At 70.6% G+C, this 15,580-nt stretch carries 16 protein-coding genes; 11 read left to right on the top strand and 5 right to left on the bottom strand.

What is annotated here, in order from left to right:
* Nucleotides 1–48: 48 nt before the first annotated feature.
* The 6 genes from FZ046_RS11625 to mmsB all read left to right on the top strand — a co-directional run bounded on the left by FZ046_RS11625 (nucleotide 49) and on the right by mmsB (nucleotide 6,371).
* Complete coding sequence (locus FZ046_RS11625; RefSeq protein WP_070352499.1) at nucleotides 49–894, top strand: LLM class F420-dependent oxidoreductase; 846 nt, start codon at nucleotides 49–51, stop codon at nucleotides 892–894.
* Nucleotides 895–911: 17 nt separating this feature from the next.
* Nucleotides 912–1,769, top strand: coding sequence for an LLM class F420-dependent oxidoreductase (locus FZ046_RS11620; protein WP_070352500.1), 858 nt, complete (start codon nucleotides 912–914; stop codon nucleotides 1,767–1,769).
* Between the two features lie 143 nt (nucleotides 1,770–1,912).
* On the top strand, nucleotides 1,913–2,716 hold the full coding sequence (locus tag FZ046_RS11615; RefSeq protein WP_070352501.1) for a glycoside hydrolase family 16 protein: 804 nt from the start codon (nucleotides 1,913–1,915) through the stop codon (nucleotides 2,714–2,716).
* Between the two features lie 67 nt (nucleotides 2,717–2,783).
* Complete coding sequence (locus FZ046_RS11610; RefSeq protein ID WP_070352502.1) at nucleotides 2,784–4,304, top strand: CoA-acylating methylmalonate-semialdehyde dehydrogenase; 1,521 nt, start codon at nucleotides 2,784–2,786, stop codon at nucleotides 4,302–4,304.
* Between the two features lie 7 nt (nucleotides 4,305–4,311).
* A complete protein-coding gene (locus FZ046_RS11605; protein WP_070352503.1) occupies nucleotides 4,312–5,481 on the top strand; it encodes an acyl-CoA dehydrogenase family protein in 1,170 nt (389 codons plus the stop codon).
* Nucleotides 5,482–5,495: 14 nt separating this feature from the next.
* Nucleotides 5,496–6,371, top strand: a complete 876-nt coding sequence (gene mmsB, locus FZ046_RS11600) for a 3-hydroxyisobutyrate dehydrogenase (protein WP_070352504.1) — start codon at nucleotides 5,496–5,498, stop codon at nucleotides 6,369–6,371.
* Nucleotides 6,372–6,374: 3 nt separating this feature from the next.
* Here the strand turns inward: mmsB and FZ046_RS11595 are convergent, their stop codons facing one another.
* Complete coding sequence (locus FZ046_RS11595) at nucleotides 6,375–7,142, bottom strand: HAD family hydrolase (protein WP_070352505.1); 768 nt, start codon at nucleotides 7,140–7,142, stop codon at nucleotides 6,375–6,377.
* A gap of 127 nt (nucleotides 7,143–7,269) precedes the next feature.
* On the opposite strand from FZ046_RS11595, the gene FZ046_RS11590 reads away from it, so the two are divergent.
* Nucleotides 7,270–7,929, top strand: coding sequence for a response regulator (locus FZ046_RS11590; RefSeq protein ID WP_070352506.1), 660 nt, complete (start codon nucleotides 7,270–7,272; stop codon nucleotides 7,927–7,929).
* Nucleotides 7,926–9,146, top strand: a complete 1,221-nt coding sequence (locus tag FZ046_RS11585) for a GAF domain-containing sensor histidine kinase (protein WP_407664460.1) — start codon at nucleotides 7,926–7,928, stop codon at nucleotides 9,144–9,146. The genes FZ046_RS11590 and FZ046_RS11585 overlap by 4 nt, the downstream gene beginning before the upstream one ends.
* An 11-nt stretch (nucleotides 9,147–9,157) precedes the next feature.
* Here the strand turns inward: FZ046_RS11585 and FZ046_RS11580 are convergent, their stop codons facing one another.
* From FZ046_RS11580 to secY, 4 genes are read right to left on the bottom strand one after another with little or no spacing between them, the layout of a single operon-like run.
* Complete coding sequence (locus tag FZ046_RS11580; protein ID WP_070352507.1) at nucleotides 9,158–9,667, bottom strand: MarR family transcriptional regulator; 510 nt, start codon at nucleotides 9,665–9,667, stop codon at nucleotides 9,158–9,160.
* 26 nt (nucleotides 9,668–9,693) lie between these two features.
* Nucleotides 9,694–10,491 (bottom strand): type I methionyl aminopeptidase, encoded by a 798-nt coding sequence (map, locus tag FZ046_RS11575; RefSeq protein ID WP_070352508.1) that lies wholly within the window; start codon nucleotides 10,489–10,491, stop codon nucleotides 9,694–9,696.
* 1 nt (nucleotide 10,492) lies between these two features.
* Nucleotides 10,493–11,038, bottom strand: coding sequence for an adenylate kinase (locus FZ046_RS11570; protein WP_070352509.1), 546 nt, complete (start codon nucleotides 11,036–11,038; stop codon nucleotides 10,493–10,495).
* A gap of 16 nt (nucleotides 11,039–11,054) precedes the next feature.
* Entirely contained in the window at nucleotides 11,055–12,380 is a 1,326-nt protein-coding gene (gene secY / locus FZ046_RS11565; protein ID WP_070352510.1) for a preprotein translocase subunit SecY, read from the bottom strand.
* 284 nt (nucleotides 12,381–12,664) lie between these two features.
* Between secY and FZ046_RS11560 the strand changes: the two genes are divergently transcribed.
* From FZ046_RS11560 to FZ046_RS11550, 3 genes are read left to right on the top strand one after another with little or no spacing between them, the layout of a single operon-like run.
* Nucleotides 12,665–13,576 (top strand): class I SAM-dependent methyltransferase, encoded by a 912-nt coding sequence (locus FZ046_RS11560; protein ID WP_070352511.1) that lies wholly within the window; start codon nucleotides 12,665–12,667, stop codon nucleotides 13,574–13,576.
* A complete protein-coding gene (locus FZ046_RS11555) occupies nucleotides 13,573–14,502 on the top strand; it encodes an SAM-dependent methyltransferase (RefSeq protein ID WP_070352512.1) in 930 nt (309 codons plus the stop codon). The genes FZ046_RS11560 and FZ046_RS11555 overlap by 4 nt, the downstream gene beginning before the upstream one ends.
* Nucleotides 14,503–14,515: 13 nt before the next feature.
* Nucleotides 14,516–15,415, top strand: a complete 900-nt coding sequence (locus FZ046_RS11550; protein ID WP_070352513.1) for an SAM-dependent methyltransferase — start codon at nucleotides 14,516–14,518, stop codon at nucleotides 15,413–15,415.
* The last annotated feature ends 165 nt before the right edge of the window (nucleotides 15,416–15,580 follow it).

Here is a 15,580-nt window from a genome sequence, read left to right as displayed (position 1 = left end):
GACGAGCGGAACGGAATACCCCCCGCTGCGGCGGGGGTTGACCCGGACATGACGAAACCCAGCCTCGGCCCGTTCGGCGTCTTCGGTCACTACGAGCAGTTCCGCACCCTGAGTCCGCAGCAGCTCCGCGACATCGAGGCGCTCGGCTACGGCGCCATCTGGGCCGGCGGGTCGCCGCCCGCCGAACTCGACTGGGTAGACCCCATCCTCGAGGTCACCGAGACCATCGCGGTGGCCACGGGCATCGTCAACATCTGGACCGCGGCCGCCGGCCCGGTCGCCGAGTCGTTCCACCGCCTCGAGGCCACCTACCCGGGCCGCTTCATCCTCGGCATCGGCGTTGGCCACCCCGAGGCGCACACCGAGTACAAGAAGCCCTACGACGCGCTCGTCGACTACCTCGACCAGCTCGGGCAGCACGACGTACCCGCCGATCGCGTGGTGGTCGCCGCGCTCGGCCCGCAGGTGCTCAAGCTGGCCGCCCGGCGCAGCGCCGGCGCCCACCCGTACCTCACCACCCCGGAGCACACCGCGTCGGCGCGCGACCTCGTCGGCCCCGACGCGTTCATCGCGCCCGAGCACAAGGTGGTGTTGACCACCGACGCCGAGCAGGCCCGCGCCATTGGCCGCAAGGCGCTGGCCGTGTACCTCGACCTCGCGAACTACCTGAACAACTGGAAGCGGCTCGGCTTCACCGACGCCGACGTCGCCAAACCCGGCAGCGACGCGCTGCTCGACGCCGTGATCGCCTACGGCACCACCGACGAGATCGCGGCCCGGCTGCGGGCGCACCTCGACGCCGGCGCCGACCACGTGCCCGTGCAGGTGTTGACTGGACCCGACCACCTCGTGCCCGCGCTGACGGAACTCGCCGGACCGCTCGGGCTCCGCTGACCCAGGAGGACTGCACCGTGACCGAATCCGTGTCCCTCAAGCCCGACCTCGGCCGCGTCGGCGTCTGGACGTTCGGGGCCCCGACGCCCGAGCAGGCCGCCGAGATCGAGAAGCTGGGGTACGGCGCGCTCTGGGTCGGCGGCTCACCGGCCGGTGACCTGAACTTCGTGGAGCCGCTGCTGGAGGCCACCGAGTCGCTGCAGGTGGCTACCGGCATCGTGAACGTGTGGACCGCCGAAGCCGGCGAGGTGGCCGAGTCCTACCACCGCGTCGAGGACGCCCACCCCGGCAGGTTCCTGCTGGGCGTGGGCATCGGACACCCCGAGCACACCGAGGAGTACCGCAAGCCCTACGACGTGCTCGTCGAATACCTGGACGCCCTCGACGCCGCCAAGGTGCCGACGAGCCGGCGGGTGCTCGCCGCGCTGGGCCACAAGGTGCTGGAACTGTCCGCGCGCCGCAGCGCGGGCGCGCACCCGTACCTGACCACGCCCGAGCACACCGGACAGGCGCGAAACCTGCTCGGCAACACCGTGTTCCTCGCCCCGGAGCACAAGGTGGTCCTGAGTACCGACGTCGAGCAGGCCCGCAAGGTCGGCCGCGACACCGTCGACTTCTACCTGAACCTGAGCAACTACGTGAACAACTGGAAGCGGCTCGGGTTCACCGACGACGACGTGAACAAGCCCGGCAGCGACAAGCTGATCGACGCCGTGGTGGCGCACGGCACGGCCGAGGCGATCGCGGCACGTCTCACCGAGCACCTCGACGCGGGCGCCGACCACGTGGCCGTGCAGGTGCTCGGCGGCGAGGACGCGCTGCTGCCGACGCTGAGCGAGCTGGCCGGTCCGCTGGGTCTGACGCCGCGCGGGTAGCGCGCGAATTCCCAGCAGATTCACAGCGCGGAGCCATCGGCGCTGTTCCACGGCCCGCGGCGACCGTTGGTGGCGCGGTCCCGTGACACGGCAGCGGCGAATCCGGTTGCGCGCGAACGGCGATCGGTCTTGCATGAGAGGTCGTGGGCTCTCTCAATCGCCGTGACCTGCTGTCGTTGACCGGGGCGGGGCTCGTCGCCGCCGCGGGACTGGCCACCGCGCCGCGGTCGCTGGCAGCACCGCCGAAGTACCTGTTCGCCGACGAGTTCGACGGTCCGGCCGGCTCGGCTCCCGATCCGTCGAAGTGGCTCGTCGCGAAGGCCAGGGAGTCGATGCAGGACCCCACCTTTTGGGAGCAGCCGGGCCGCGTCGGCCAGTACCGCGACGACCGCCGCAACGTCTACGTCGACGGCAACTCCCACCTCGTCTTCCGCGCCGCGAAGGACGGGGACACGTTCTACAGCGGCAAGGTGTTCAGCACCTTCTACGGCGGCATCGGGCACACCTGGGAAGCGCGGATCAAGCTCGACTGCCTCACCCCCGGCAGTTGGCCCGCGTGGTACCTGTCCAACGACAACCCCGTCAACGGCGGCGAGGTCGACGTCATGGAGTGGTACGGCAACGGCAGCTGGGCGCCGGGCACCGCCGTGCACGCGAAGCTCAACGGCGGCGAGCACGTCAGCCAGACCATCTCGGTGGACGACGCCTGGCACACCTGGCGCGTCACCTGGGACGAGGCCGGCATGCGGTTCTGGCGCGACTACGTCGACGGCGCGCAGCCCTACTTCACCGTCGCCGCGCACGCGCTGCCGGACTGGCAGTTCAACGATCCCGGCTTCACGCTGTCGCCCGTCCTGGATCTCGCGGTCGCGGGCTCGGGCGGCGGGGATCCCAGCGGCGGTACGTACCCCGCGACGATGCTCATCGACTGGGTGCGCGTCTGGTAGCAGAACCCTTGCGGACGCGTGCGGCCAATTACTAGGATTTCCTAGTATTCGCCGAGAGGGGCCCATCATGACCACGCAGATCCCGCACTTCATCGACGGCCAGCGCACCGCGGGCTCGTCGGACCGCACCGCCGACGTGTTCAACCCGAGCACCGGCGAGGTCCAGGCCCAGGTGGTCCTGGGCAGCCGCGCCGACGTCGACGCGGCGGTGGCCGGCGCCGCCGTCGCGCAGAAGGAGTGGGCGGCCTGGAACCCGCAGCGGCGCGCCCGGGTGATGATGCGCTTCGTCGACCTGGTGAACCAGCACCGCGACGAACTCGCCGAACTGCTGTCCCTGGAGCACGGCAAGACGTTCGAGGACTCCCTGGGCGACATCCAGCGCGGCGTCGAGGTCATCGAGTTCGCCATCGGCATCCCGCACCTGCTCAAGGGCGAGTACACCGAAGGCGCCGGCACCGGGATCGACGTGTACTCGCTGCGCCAGCCGCTCGGCGTCGTCGCCGGCATCACGCCGTTCAACTTCCCGGCCATGATCCCGCTGTGGAAGGCCGGTCCGGCGCTGGCGTGCGGCAACGCCTTCATCCTCAAGCCGTCCGAGCGCGACCCGTCGGTGCCGGTGCGGCTCGCCGAACTGTTCCTCGAGGCCGGTCTGCCCAAGGGCGTCTTCCAGGTGGTGCAGGGCGACAAGGAGGCCGTCGACGCCATCCTGGAGCATCCCGAGATCCAGGCCGTCGGATTCGTCGGCAGCTCCGACATCGCGCAGTACATCTACGCGACGGCGGCGGCCAACGGCAAGCGTTCGCAGTGCTTCGGCGGCGCGAAGAACCACATGATCATCATGCCGGACGCCGACCTCGACCAGGCCGTGGACGCCCTCATCGGCGCCGGCTACGGCAGCGCCGGCGAGCGGTGCATGGCCATCAGCGTCGCCGTCCCGGTCGGCGAGGAGACCGCGAACCGTCTGCGCGCCCGGCTCGCCGAGCGCGTCGCCGAGCTGCGCGTCGGCCACAGCCTGGACCCCAAGGCCATCTACGGTCCGCTGGTCACCGAGGCCGCACTGCAGCGCGTCCGCAGCTACATCGACGCCGGCGTCGAGGCGGGGGCGGACATCGTGGTCGACGGGCGCACCCGCGGTAGCGACGACCTCCAGTTCGGTGACGCGAGCCTCGAGGGCGGCTACTTCATCGGGCCCACGCTGTTCGACCACGTCACCACCGATATGAGCATCTACACCGACGAGATCTTCGGCCCGGTGCTGTGCATCGTGCGGGCGAAGGACTACGAGGAGGCCCTGGCGCTGCCGTCTCGGCACGAGTACGGCAACGGCGTGGCGATCTTCACCCGCGACGGCGACGCCGCCCGCGACTTCGTGGCCAACGTCCAGGTGGGCATGGTCGGCGTCAACGTGCCGATCCCGGTTCCGGTGGCGTACCACACCTTCGGCGGCTGGAAGCGGTCCGGCTTCGGCGACCTCAACCAGCACGGCCCCGCGTCGATCCAGTTCTACACCAAGACCAAGACGGTGACCTCGCGCTGGCCGTCGGGCATCAAGGACGGGGCCGAGTTCTCGATCCCCACCATGAAGTAGCCCGCGCGTGAACCTGCACGGACTCGATGACGACGAACGCGTCATCGCCGAGACGGCGGCGGACTTCGCCGCCAAGCGCATTGCACCGCATGCCCTGGAATGGGACGCCACCAAGCACTTCCCGACCGACGTGTTGCGCGCCTCGGCGGAACTGGGCATGGCCGCGGTCTACTGCGCCGAGGACGTCGGCGGCAGCGGCCTGCGTCGCCTCGACGGCGTGCGCATCTTCGAGGCACTGTCCTACGCCGATCCGACGGTGGCGGCGTTCCTGTCCATCCACAACATGTGCACGTGGATGGTGGACCGTTACGGCACTGCCGAGCAACGGAAGTCGCTGGTCCCCCGACTCGCGTCGATGGAGTCGATCGCGAGCTACTGCCTCACCGAACCGGGCGCCGGGTCGGACGCGAGCGCGCTGCGGACCCGTGCGGTCCGCGACGGCGACCACTGGGTGCTCGACGGCGTGAAGCAGTTCATCTCCGGCGCGGGCGTGTCCGACGTCTACGTCGTCATGGCCCGCACCGGCGAGCCGGAAAGCGGCCCGCGCGGGATCTCGGCGTTCATCGTCGAAAAGGGCACGCCGGGGCTGAGTTTCGGCCCCAACGAGGCCAAGATGGGCTGGAACGCCCAACCCACCGCACAGGTGATCCTCGACGGTGCCCGCATCCCCGCCGACGCCATGCTCGGCGGCCCCGACGGGGCGGGCAGCGGCTTCGGCATCGCGATGAACGGCCTCAACGGCGGCCGGATCAACATCGCGGCGTGCTCGCTCGGCGGAGCACAGGCCGCCTACGACAAGACGCTGAGCTACCTGCGCGACCGCGTCGCGTTCGGCGGTGCACTGCTCGACGAGCCCACGATCCGGTTCGCCCTCGCCGACATGGCGACCGCGCTGGAGACGTCGCGAAACCTGTTGTGGCGCGCGGCGACGGCGCTCGACGAGGACCATCCGGACAAGGTCGAACTGTGTGCGATGGCCAAGCGCTACGTCACCGACGCGTGCTTCACCGTCGCCGACCAGGCGCTGCAGCTGCACGGCGGTTACGGCTACCTCGACGAGTACGGCCTGGAGAAGATCGTCCGCGACCTGCGGGTGCACCGGATCCTCGAGGGCACCAACGAGATCATGCGCGTCGTCATCGGCCGCAGCGCTGCCGCCCGGGCCCGGGCGTCCTAGACGGGAGTACAGACATGTCGACCATCGCCTTCCTCGGTCTGGGCAACATGGGCGGGCCCATGGCGGCCAACCTCGTCGCCGCGGGCCACACCGTCCGCGGCTTCGACCCGGTGGCGGCGTCTCGGGACGCCGCCCGCGAGAAGGGCGTCACCGCGTTCGACGCCGGCACCGAGGCGGTCACCGGCGCCGACGTGGTGATCACGTCGCTGCCCAACGGCGACATCGTGAAACGCTGCTACGCCGACGTGCTGCCCGCCGCGACGGCCGGCGCACTGTTCATCGACACCTCGACGATCTCGGTCGACGACGCCCGCGCCATCAACGCCGACGCGACCGCGGCCGGGGTCGAGCAGATCGACGCCCCGGTGTCCGGCGGCATCAAGGGCGCCACCGCCGGCACGCTGGCGTTCATGGTCGGCGGCCAGGCATCCTCGGTCGAGCGCGCCCGCCCGGTGCTGGACCCCATGGCGGGCAAGGTGATCCACTGCGGCGCGTCCGGAGCGGGCCAGGCCGCCAAGCTGTGCAACAACATGGTGCTGGCCGTGCAACAGATCGCGATCGGCGAGGCATTCGTCCTCGCCGAGAAGTTGGGCCTGCCCGCGCAGTCGCTGTTCGACGTGATCACCGGCGCCACCGGCAACTGCTGGGCCGTGCACACCAACTGCCCGGTGCCCGGACCGGTCCCGACGTCGCCGGCCAACAACGACTTCCGGCCCGGGTTCGCCACCGCGCTCATGCACAAGGACCTCGGGCTCGCGATGGACGCCGTCGCCTCCAGCGGATCGTCCGCGCCGCTCGGCACGCACGCCGCCGAGATCTACGCGGCGTTCGCCAAGGACCACGCGGACAAGGACTTCAGCGCCGTCATCGAGGCGATCCGCGGTAACTGACCCTCAGCGGTTGGTCTGCCAGCGGCGGTGCAGCCACTGACAGTCCGCGGCGAGCAGGCCGTCGTAGCCGGTGCGCACGTCGGCGGCGCCGGCGTAGTCGGCGCCGCGAGAGTAGCCGGTGGTCACCACCATGGTGGCGAGCTTCGCGGCACGGGCGGCGCGGAAGCCGACCGCGGTGCCGGCCACCGCGAGCACGCTCTCCGGCGCCAGCCCGAGTTCGGACAGCATCTGGCCGTGCAGGTCGGGTTCGGGACCGGGGCGGGTCATGTCGTCGGGCGTGACGACGGTGTCGGCGATGCCGTCACCGAGCAGCTGGCGCACCAGCGGCTCCACCCACGACCGTGCACCGCGGCTGATCACCGCGACCGGGATCTGGGCGAAGTACAGGCTGTTGACGAGGTCCTCGAGGCCCGCGCGCGGGGTGACGTCACCGCCGAGCACCGACGCCTCGAAGAGTTCGCTCTTGGTGCGGGAGACGTGCGCGGCGATCTCGGCGCTGATCCGCCCGTAGCCGCGGCGGCGCAGCGCCGAGGCGACGCGACGTCCTTCGTCGGCAATGCAGACCAGCCGGCCGTACTCGGCCACCGACCAGACGATGTCGAGTCCGTGCGCCGCGAACGCCGCGTTGAAGGCCACCCGCTGCCCGTCACGCTCGATGTCTGCGAGCGCGCCGTCGAGGTCGAACACCACCGCGCCGAGGTCATTCGCCGCCGCACCCGCGGGCCGTCCGGCGTCCCACCAGAACGTCCGCGTCGCACAGTCACTCCCCATGCGCCCACAGTGGCGTACGTCACACCGGCGGGCCTCCCCCATCCGGGGGATTCCGACGGTGGATCCATCCCCCCCGACCGGCGCCATCTTGAACCGGAGGCGGTGGTCGCGGCCATAGGGTGATCGCATGGCGTCCGCCCCGGTCCGGCTCATGCTGGTCGACGACCACGAGATGGTCATCGAGGGCCTCAAGGCGATGCTGACGACGTTCGCCGACCGCGTGGAGGTCGTGGGGCAGGCCGTCGGCGCCGAACGGGCCCTGCGCGTCGTCGACGACGTCGACCCCGACATCGTGCTGTGCGACGTGCGCATGCAGGGCGCCAGCGGGCTCGACCTGTGCGCCGAACTGCGCGGCCGCAACCCCGGCCGCAAGGTCGTCATGCTCTCGGTCTACGACGACGAGCAGTACCTCTTCCAGGCGCTGCGCGTCGGCGCGTCGGGCTATCTGCTGAAGAGCATCGGCAGCGACGACCTGGTCCGCCAGCTCGAACTCGTCCACCGCGGCGAGACGGCCATCGACCCCGGCATGGCGGCCCGCGCGGTGGACACCGCGGCCCGCCTGCAGCGCGACGAGTTCTGGCCCGGTGCCCGTCACGGTCTCACCCAGCGCGAGAGCGAGATCCTGTCCTGCGTGGTGAACGGCCTGTCGAACAAGGGCATCGCCACCAAGCTGGTGATCGGCGACGAGACCGTGAAGACCCATCTGCGGTCGATCTACCGCAAGCTCGGCGTCGCCGACCGCACGGGCGCCGCCGCCACGGCGCTGCGCGAGGGGATCTTCCAGTGACCGGTGTGCATGGTGAGGTGCTCACCGCCGACCGCGAACTGGCGCTGCTGCGCGAGCTGATCCGGGCCGCGTCGAGCGGGCCGGGCGTGGAGCCGCTCGCCGCGGCCGCCGCGCGGATGATCACCGCGGCGACCGCGACCGACGTGTGCTTCGTGCACGTCCTCGACGACACCGAGCGCTCGCTCACGCTGACCGGCGCCACGCCGCCGTTCGACGAGCAAGCCGGCAAGATCCGGCTGCCGCTGGGCGAGGGCGTGTCCGGGTGGGTGGCCAGCCACCGCGAGCCGGTGGTGATCATCGCCGACAAGGAGTCCGATCCGCGATACCGGCCGTTCGAGTCCCTGCGCGGCTCGGACTTCACCTCGATGGTGTCGGTGCCGATGGAGACCGACCCCGGCGGGCTGGTGGGCGTGCTGAACGTGCACACCGTGGCCCGCCGCGAGTTCGCCGCGCGCGACGTGGAGCTGCTGCTGGTCATCGGCCGGCTCATCGCCGGTGCGATGCACCAGGCCCGCCTGCACCGGCAGCTCGTCGCCCGGGAACGGGCGCACGAGAACTTCGTCGAGCAGGTCATCGAGGCCCAGGAACTCGAGCGGCGCCGGTTGGCCGGCGACATCCACGACGGCATCAGCCAGCGGCTCGTCACGCTGTCCTACCGCCTCGACGCGGCCGCCCGCGCCATGAGCGACGAGATCCGCGACCTCCCCGCAGCCGCCGAGCAGCTGACGCTGGCCCGTGAGCTGGTGGCCCTGACGCTCGGCGAGGCACGCGCGGCGATCAGCGGCCTGCGCCCGCCGGTGCTCGACGACCTCGGCCTCGCCGGCGGGCTGGCCAGCCTGGCGCGGTCCATCCCGCAGGTGGCCGTCGAGGTCGACGTCGCCGAGACCCGGCTGCCCGACCACGTCGAGCTGGCGCTGTACCGCATCGCGCAGGAGTGCCTGCAGAACGTCGTGAAGCACTCGGGTGCGTCGCACGCCCGGCTGGTGTTCGCCGTGGCGGCCGGCGATGCGCCGGCGGTCGCGCGGTTGGAGATCGTCGACAACGGCGTCGGCTTCGATACCTTCGCCAACCCGCTCGGCGGTGACGAGATGGGCGGCTACGGGCTGCTGTCGATGGCCGAACGCGCCGAGATCGTCGGCGGGAGGCTCAACATCCGCTCCCGGCCCGGCGCCGGCACCACGGTGACCGCCACGATTCCCCTGCCGTCTCCGGGCTAGGAGGACGAGGGCTAGAAGTCACCGGCGTGGTGGCGCAGCGCCTCGATGGCGGCGGCCAGCGTGCGCGACGACGCGTCGGGGATGCCGATGTCGGCGAAGACCTCGGCGTTGAGCGTCGCGGTGGCGTCCTCGACGGTCGAGCGGCCCAGGTCGGTCAGCCGCACCAGCGTCGTCCGGCCGTCGGTGGGATGCGGCGTCCGCTCGACCAGGCCGTCGGCCTCGAGCCGGCGGATCGCGTGGGTGACGCTGGTGACGTGCACCTGCAGTCGGTCGGACGCCTTGGTGATCGGCAGGGCCCCGGACCGCGTGAACGCCAGCAGCCGCAGCAGCTCGAAGCGGGAGAAGCTCAGATCGTACGGTCGCAGCGCGTTCTCCACGCGGGCAAGCAGAATCTGATGGGCCCGCATCACCGAGGTCACCGCGACCATGCCGTCGGCGACGTCGGCCCAGCCGGCGCGCTCCCAGTTGGCCCGCGCCAGCGCGACCGGGTCCGGCTTGGCCGGCGGATCGTTGGTGGGCACGCCTAGTCCTACCGCACGGGACGTCGTCAGAGGGTGAGGATGCGCGGGCCGTCGTCGGTGACGGCGACGGTGTGCTCCCAGTGCGCGGCGCGGGAGCCGTCAGTGGTGACGACGGTCCAGTCGTCGTCGAGCACCCGGGTGCGCGACGTGCCGAGGGTGAGCATCGGTTCGATGGCGAGCACCGACCCGGGTGCGAGGTACGGGCCGCGGCCGGGGGCGCCCTCGTTCGGCAGGAACGGATCCATGTGCATCTCGCGGCCGATGCCGTGGCCGCCGTAGCCCGCGACGATGCCGTAGCTGCGGCCGTGGCGCTGCTCCGCGTCGTGCGTGCCGTTCTCGATGGCGTGCGAGACGTCGGTCAGCCGGTTGCCGGGCACCATCGCCGCGATGCCCGCCTCCATCGACAGCCGGGTGGCCTCGGACAGGTTGGCGTCGGCGTCGATCAGCGTGCCGACGCCGAAGGTGAACGCCGAGTCGCCGTGCCAGCCGTCCACGATGGCGCCACAGTCGATGGAGACCAGGTCGCCGGCCGCGAGGACCTCGTCGGCGGTGGGGATGCCGTGCACGACGCGGTCGTTGACCGACGAGCAGATCGACCCCGGGTAGCCGTGGTAGCCCAAGAACGACGGCACGCCGCCGCCGTCCCGGATCACCGCTTCGGCGACCCGGTCGAGGTCGAGCGTCGACGCGCCGGGCACGGCGGCCGCTCGGACCGCCCGAAGGGCCGCGGCCACCAGCGCCCCGGCCACCGCCATGGCGTCGAGTTCACCGGGAGTGCGCTGCGGGACGACCTTGCGCCCACGCAGCCCGGGCAGGCCGATCACGTCAGCGCCCGAGCGCCTGCAGGGTGCGCGCGAACACCTCGTCGAGGCTGCCGATGGCGTCCACGGTCTTCAGCTCGTCGGAGTAGAAGTCGAGCAGCGGCGCGGTCTCCTGGCGGTAGACCTTCATGCGGTTGAGGATGACGTCCTCGGTGTCGTCGGCGCGGCCACGCGACTTCAGCCGGTTCAGCAGCTCGTCCTCGGAGACGCGGAACTCGACCACCGCGTCGAGGGACAGGTTGCGCTTGGCGAGCATCTCGGCGAGCGCCTCGGCCTGCTCCACGGAGCGCGGGTAGCCGTCGAGGATGAAGCCCGCACCGGCGTCGTCGTCGTCGAGCCGGTCGTCGACCAGCGCGTTGGTCAGCGTCGCGGGGACCAGGTCACCGGCGTCGAGGTACTTCTTGGCCTCGAGACCCAGCTCGGTCTCGTTGCTGATGTTGTGGCGGAAGAGGTCACCGGTGGAGATGTGCGGGATGCCCAGCTTCTCGGCGAGCTTCTCGGCCTGCGTGCCCTTGCCCGCCCCCGGCGGCCCCAGCAAAACGATTCTCAACGTCCCCAACTCTCTCTCACTTCAAGAAGCCTTCGTAGTTGCGCTGCATCAGCTGACTCTCGATCTGCTTCACCGTGTCGAGGCCGACGCCGATCATGATCAGGACCGCGGTGCCACCGAACGGCAGGTTCTGGATCGAGCCCGAGTTGCCCAGCTCGAGGAACAGGTTCGGGAGCACGGCGATGACGCCGAGGTAGATCGAGCCCGGAAGCGTGATGCGGGACAGGACGTAGCGCAGGTAGTCGGCGGTGGGCTTGCCGGGGCGGATGCCGGGGATGAAGCCACCGAACTTCTTCATCTCGTCGGCGCGCTCATCGGGGTTGAAGGTGATCGACACGTAGAAGTACGTGAAGAACACGATGAGGCCGAAGTAGATCGCGATGTACACCGGGCTGGCGGGGTTGGTCAGGTAGTTCGCGACGAACTTGTCCCACCACCCGTTGCCGGGGTCGGTGCTGCCGCTGCGGATCAGCTGGGTGACCAACTGCGGCACGTAGATCAGCGACGAGGCGAAGATGACCGGGATGACGCCGGCCTGGTTGACCTTCAGCGGCAGGTAGGTGGACGTGCCGCCGTACATCTTGCGGCCCACCATGCGCTTGGCGTACTGCACCGGGATGCGGCGCTGGCCCTGCTCGACGAAGACCACCCCGACGATGATGATCAGCGCCGCGACGCAGACGAGGGTGAAGACGACGCCGCCACGGCCCTCGAGGATGGTCTGGCCCTCGGCCGGGATGCGGGCCGCGATGCCGGCGAAGATCAGCAGCGACATGCCGTTGCCGATGCCACGCTCCGTGACCAGCTCGCCCATCCACATGACCAGCGCCGCGCCCGCGGTCAGCACCAGGACGATGACGACGAGGGTGAAGATGCCGGAGTCCTGAATGATGTCCAGCGTGCAGCCCTGCAGCAGGCCGCCGTTGGCGGCCAGCGCCACGATCGAGGTGCCCTGCAGGACGGCGAGCGCGATCGCCAGGTAGCGGGTGTACTGCGTCATCTTGGCCTGGCCGGATTGGCCTTCCTTGCGCAACTGTTCGAAGCGCGGGATGACCACGGTGAGCAGCTGCACGATGATGCTCGCGGTGATGTAGGGCATCACGCCGACCGCGAAGACCGACAGCTGCAGCAGCGCGCCACCGGAGAAGAGGTTGATCAGCGAGTAGATCTGGGCGGAATCACCGCCGCTGACCTGCTCGATGCACTTCTGCACGTTGGGGTAGTTCACCCCCGGGGAGGGCAGCGAGGCCCCGGCCCGGTAGAGGATGACGATGCCGAGGGTGAAGAGGATCTTGCGTCTGAGGTCGGCCGTCCGCAGCGACGAGATGAAAGCCGAGAGCACTCTTCCTCCTGCGCAGCCGGGTCGAGCGCGGCGTGCTAAACGGGCTGGTCCGACCAGCGCTGTGGGGTCACGTCCTGCGCGTTCCTGTCACCGGCTCACGGGCCTGCGAAGTCGCGCGTCAAACAGTCTACGAGAGTAACAGTGATCGACTCACCAACAGACCACCCCTACTCGGCCCACCCGCACGACGCCGCTCGGCCCGGAGTCAGCCAACGTTCAGTTTCGGGGCGTACAGTCGGCACTAGTCGTTAAAGCAGCTAACTAATCGATCGGGGGTCGGTGCGATGCGCCAGGACGACGACAGCTGGGACCTCGCCTCGAGCGTCGGCGCCACGGCCACCATGGTGGCCGCAGCACGGGCGCTCGCGTCGCGCGAACCCGACGCCCTGATCACCGATCCCTATGCCGAGCCGCTGGTGCGCGCAGTCGGCAACGACTTCTTCACCCGGCTGATCGACGGCAGGGTCCCCGCCGGCGAGGACGACGGCGGTGCGGCGCGGCTCATCACCGACGTGATGGCGGTGCGCACCCGCTTCTTCGACGACTTCTTCCTCGACGCGTCGCGCGCGGGCGTCCGGCAGGCCGTCATCCTGGCGTCCGGCCTCGACTCCCGCGCCTACCGGCTGCCGTGGGACGAGCCCACCACGGTCTTCGAACTCGACCAGCCCCGAGTGATCGACGCCAAGTCGGCGACCATGGCCGACATCGGGGCCACTCCGACGTGCGACCGCCGGACCGTCGCCGTCGACCTGCGCGACGACTGGCCCGCCGCCCTGCGCGCCGCCGGGTTCGACGCGTCCGTCCCCACCGCCTGGAGCGCCGAGGGACTGCTCATCTACCTTCCGCCCGACGCGCAGGACCGGCTCTTCGACCTCGTCACCGAGCTGTCCGCGCCGGGCAGCCGGCTCGCCACCGAGTACCACCCCGACGGCGGCGCCATCCTCGCCGACCGCGCCAAGGAGATGAACGAGCGCTGGCGCGAGCACGGCTTCGACGTGGACCTCTCCGGCCTCGTCTACTCCGGTGACCGCCACCCGGTCGCCGACTACCTCACCGATCTGGGGTGGTCGGTGTCCGGCCGCACGCGACCGGAGGTCTTCGCCCACTACGGCCGCGCCTGGACGGACGCCGACGTTCTGAACACCATGCGCGGCTCCGTCGCCATCACCGCCATCAAGGACCAAGGAGCGTCATGACCGACACCGCACGACACGACACCGCACGACACGACGGGGACAGCTGGGACCTGGCGTCCAGCGTGGGAGCCACCGCGACCGCCGTCGCCGCCTCGCGTGCCGTCGCCTCGAAGGGACCGGACCCGCTGCTGGCCGACCCCTGGGCCGAGCCGCTGGTGCGCGCCGTCGGCGTCGAGCACTTCATCGCCCTCATCGACGGCGACGTCCTGCAGGCCACCGATGCCGACTCAGGCTTCAGCCACCGCACCGTCACCGAGCAGATCACCGTGCGCACCCGCTTCTTCGACGACTTCTTCGTCAACGCCGCGCGCGACGGCGTCCGGCAGGCCGTGATCCTGGCCTCCGGTCTGGACACCCGCGCCTACCGGCTGCCCTGGCCGGCGGGCACCACGGTGTACGAGATCGACCAGCCGGAGGTCATCGAGTTCAAGACCCGCACGCTGGCCGATCTCGGTGCCGAGCCGACCGCCGAGCGCAGCACCGTCGCCATCGACCTGCGCGAGGACTGGCCCGCGGCGCTGCGCGCGGCCGGCTTAGATCCGTCCGCCCCCACCGCCTGGATCGCCGAGGGACTGCTAGTGTACCTGCCGCCCGAGGCGCAGGACCGGCTGTTCGACGAGATCACCGCGCTGTCGGCGCCCGGCAGCCGGCTCGCCACCGAGCACATGGACATGACCGGCCTGCCCGACGACTGGGCCGAACAGCTCACCGAACGGTCCCGCCGCCTCGGCTCGCAGATCAATCTCGCAGAGCTGTTCTACCTCGGCGAGCGCCACGGCGCCGCCGATTACCTCGAGGGCAAGGGCTGGCGCACCGACATCCTCACCGGCCGGGACGCGTTCGCGCGCAACGGCTTCGACCAGCCCACCGACGAACTGGAGTCGCTCGGTGCGAACTCCGGCTACCTGACCGCGACACTGGACTAGAACGGAGCACGCCATGGCACGTACCGAAGGTGACAGCTGGGACCTCGCCTCGAGCGTCGGCGCGACCGCGACGATGGTCGCCGCGCAGCGCGCACTCGGGCACCGCGAGGGCATGATCGACGACCCGTGGGCCGAACCGCTGGTCCGCGCCGTCGGGGCGGACTTCTTCGTCCGCATGCTCGACGGCGACGTCGACTTCGCCGACCTCGACCCGGCATTCACGGTACGGCGCGCCGCCGAGGGCATGGCGGTCCGCACTCGGTGGTTCGACCAGATGTTCCTCGACGCCGCGGCCTCCGGGGTGCGCCAGGCCGTGATCCTCGCCGCCGGGTTGGACGCCCGCGGCTACCGGCTCGCCTGGCCGGCCGGCACGACGGTCTACGAGGTGGACCAGCCGGAGGTGATCGCGTTCAAGACCGCGACGCTCGAAGGGCTCGGCGCCTCTCCCACCGCCACGCATCGCACCGTGGCGATCGACCTGCGCGAGGACTGGCCGGCCGCCCTGCGCGAGGCCGGGTTCGACCCGTCGCAGCCGACGGCGTGGAGCGCCGAGGGCCTGCTCATCTATCTGCCGTCGGACGCGCAGGACCGGTTGTTCGACCTCATCACCGAACTCTCCGCACCCGGGAGCAGCCTGGCCACCGAGTACGTGCCCGACATCGACGCCTTCCTCGGCGACCGCGCGAAGGCGCTGACCGACCGGATGAAGGAGATGGGCTCGGACATCGAGATGGGCGACCTGGTGTACCACGGTGACCGGCACAACGTCATCGACTACCTCACCGGCAAGGGCTGGACGGTCACCGCGGCCGCGGCCCGCGACGCCCACGAGGCGAATGGCTTCGACTTCCCCGACGACGCAATGAGCGCGGCGTTCGGTGATCTGAGCTACGTACGCGCCCGACTGGGCTGACCCCCGAACGCAAGGCGGACCTCGGCTCGCTACTCCCCCACGTGCGAGCCGAGGTCCGGCAGTGCCGTGTTCGTCGACACTCACTCCTTGTGGCGCTCGTCCCCCCGGCGGACGCCACGACTCGTGTTCACGACACTATGCGGCCCGGCCCGGGCGAGGAATCGG

The organism is Mycolicibacterium grossiae (assembly GCF_008329645.1).
GTDB lineage: Bacteria > Actinomycetota > Actinomycetes > Mycobacteriales > Mycobacteriaceae > Mycobacterium > Mycobacterium grossiae.
This window is presented reverse-complemented; position numbering and strand designations above follow the sequence as displayed.

Bases quoted from the DNA above. Each gene is read 5' to 3' on its own strand.
- FZ046_RS11560 (WP_070352511.1), top strand. From the start codon at position 12,665: ATGCGCCAGGACGACGACAGCTGGGACCTCGCCTCGAGCGTCGGCGCC.
- FZ046_RS11550 (WP_070352513.1), top strand. From the start codon at position 14,516: ATGGCACGTACCGAAGGTGACAGCTGGGACCTCGCCTCGAGCGTCGGC.
- FZ046_RS11625 (WP_070352499.1), top strand. From the start codon at position 49: ATGACGAAACCCAGCCTCGGCCCGTTCGGCGTCTTCGGTCACTACGAG.
- FZ046_RS11555 (WP_070352512.1), top strand. From the start codon at position 13,573: ATGACCGACACCGCACGACACGACACCGCACGACACGACGGGGACAGC.
- FZ046_RS11590 (WP_070352506.1), top strand. From the start codon at position 7,270: ATGGCGTCCGCCCCGGTCCGGCTCATGCTGGTCGACGACCACGAGATG.
- FZ046_RS11595 (WP_070352505.1), bottom strand. From the start codon at position 7,142: ATGGGGAGTGACTGTGCGACGCGGACGTTCTGGTGGGACGCCGGACGG.
- FZ046_RS11610 (WP_070352502.1), top strand. From the start codon at position 2,784: ATGACCACGCAGATCCCGCACTTCATCGACGGCCAGCGCACCGCGGGC.
- mmsB (WP_070352504.1), top strand. From the start codon at position 5,496: ATGTCGACCATCGCCTTCCTCGGTCTGGGCAACATGGGCGGGCCCATG.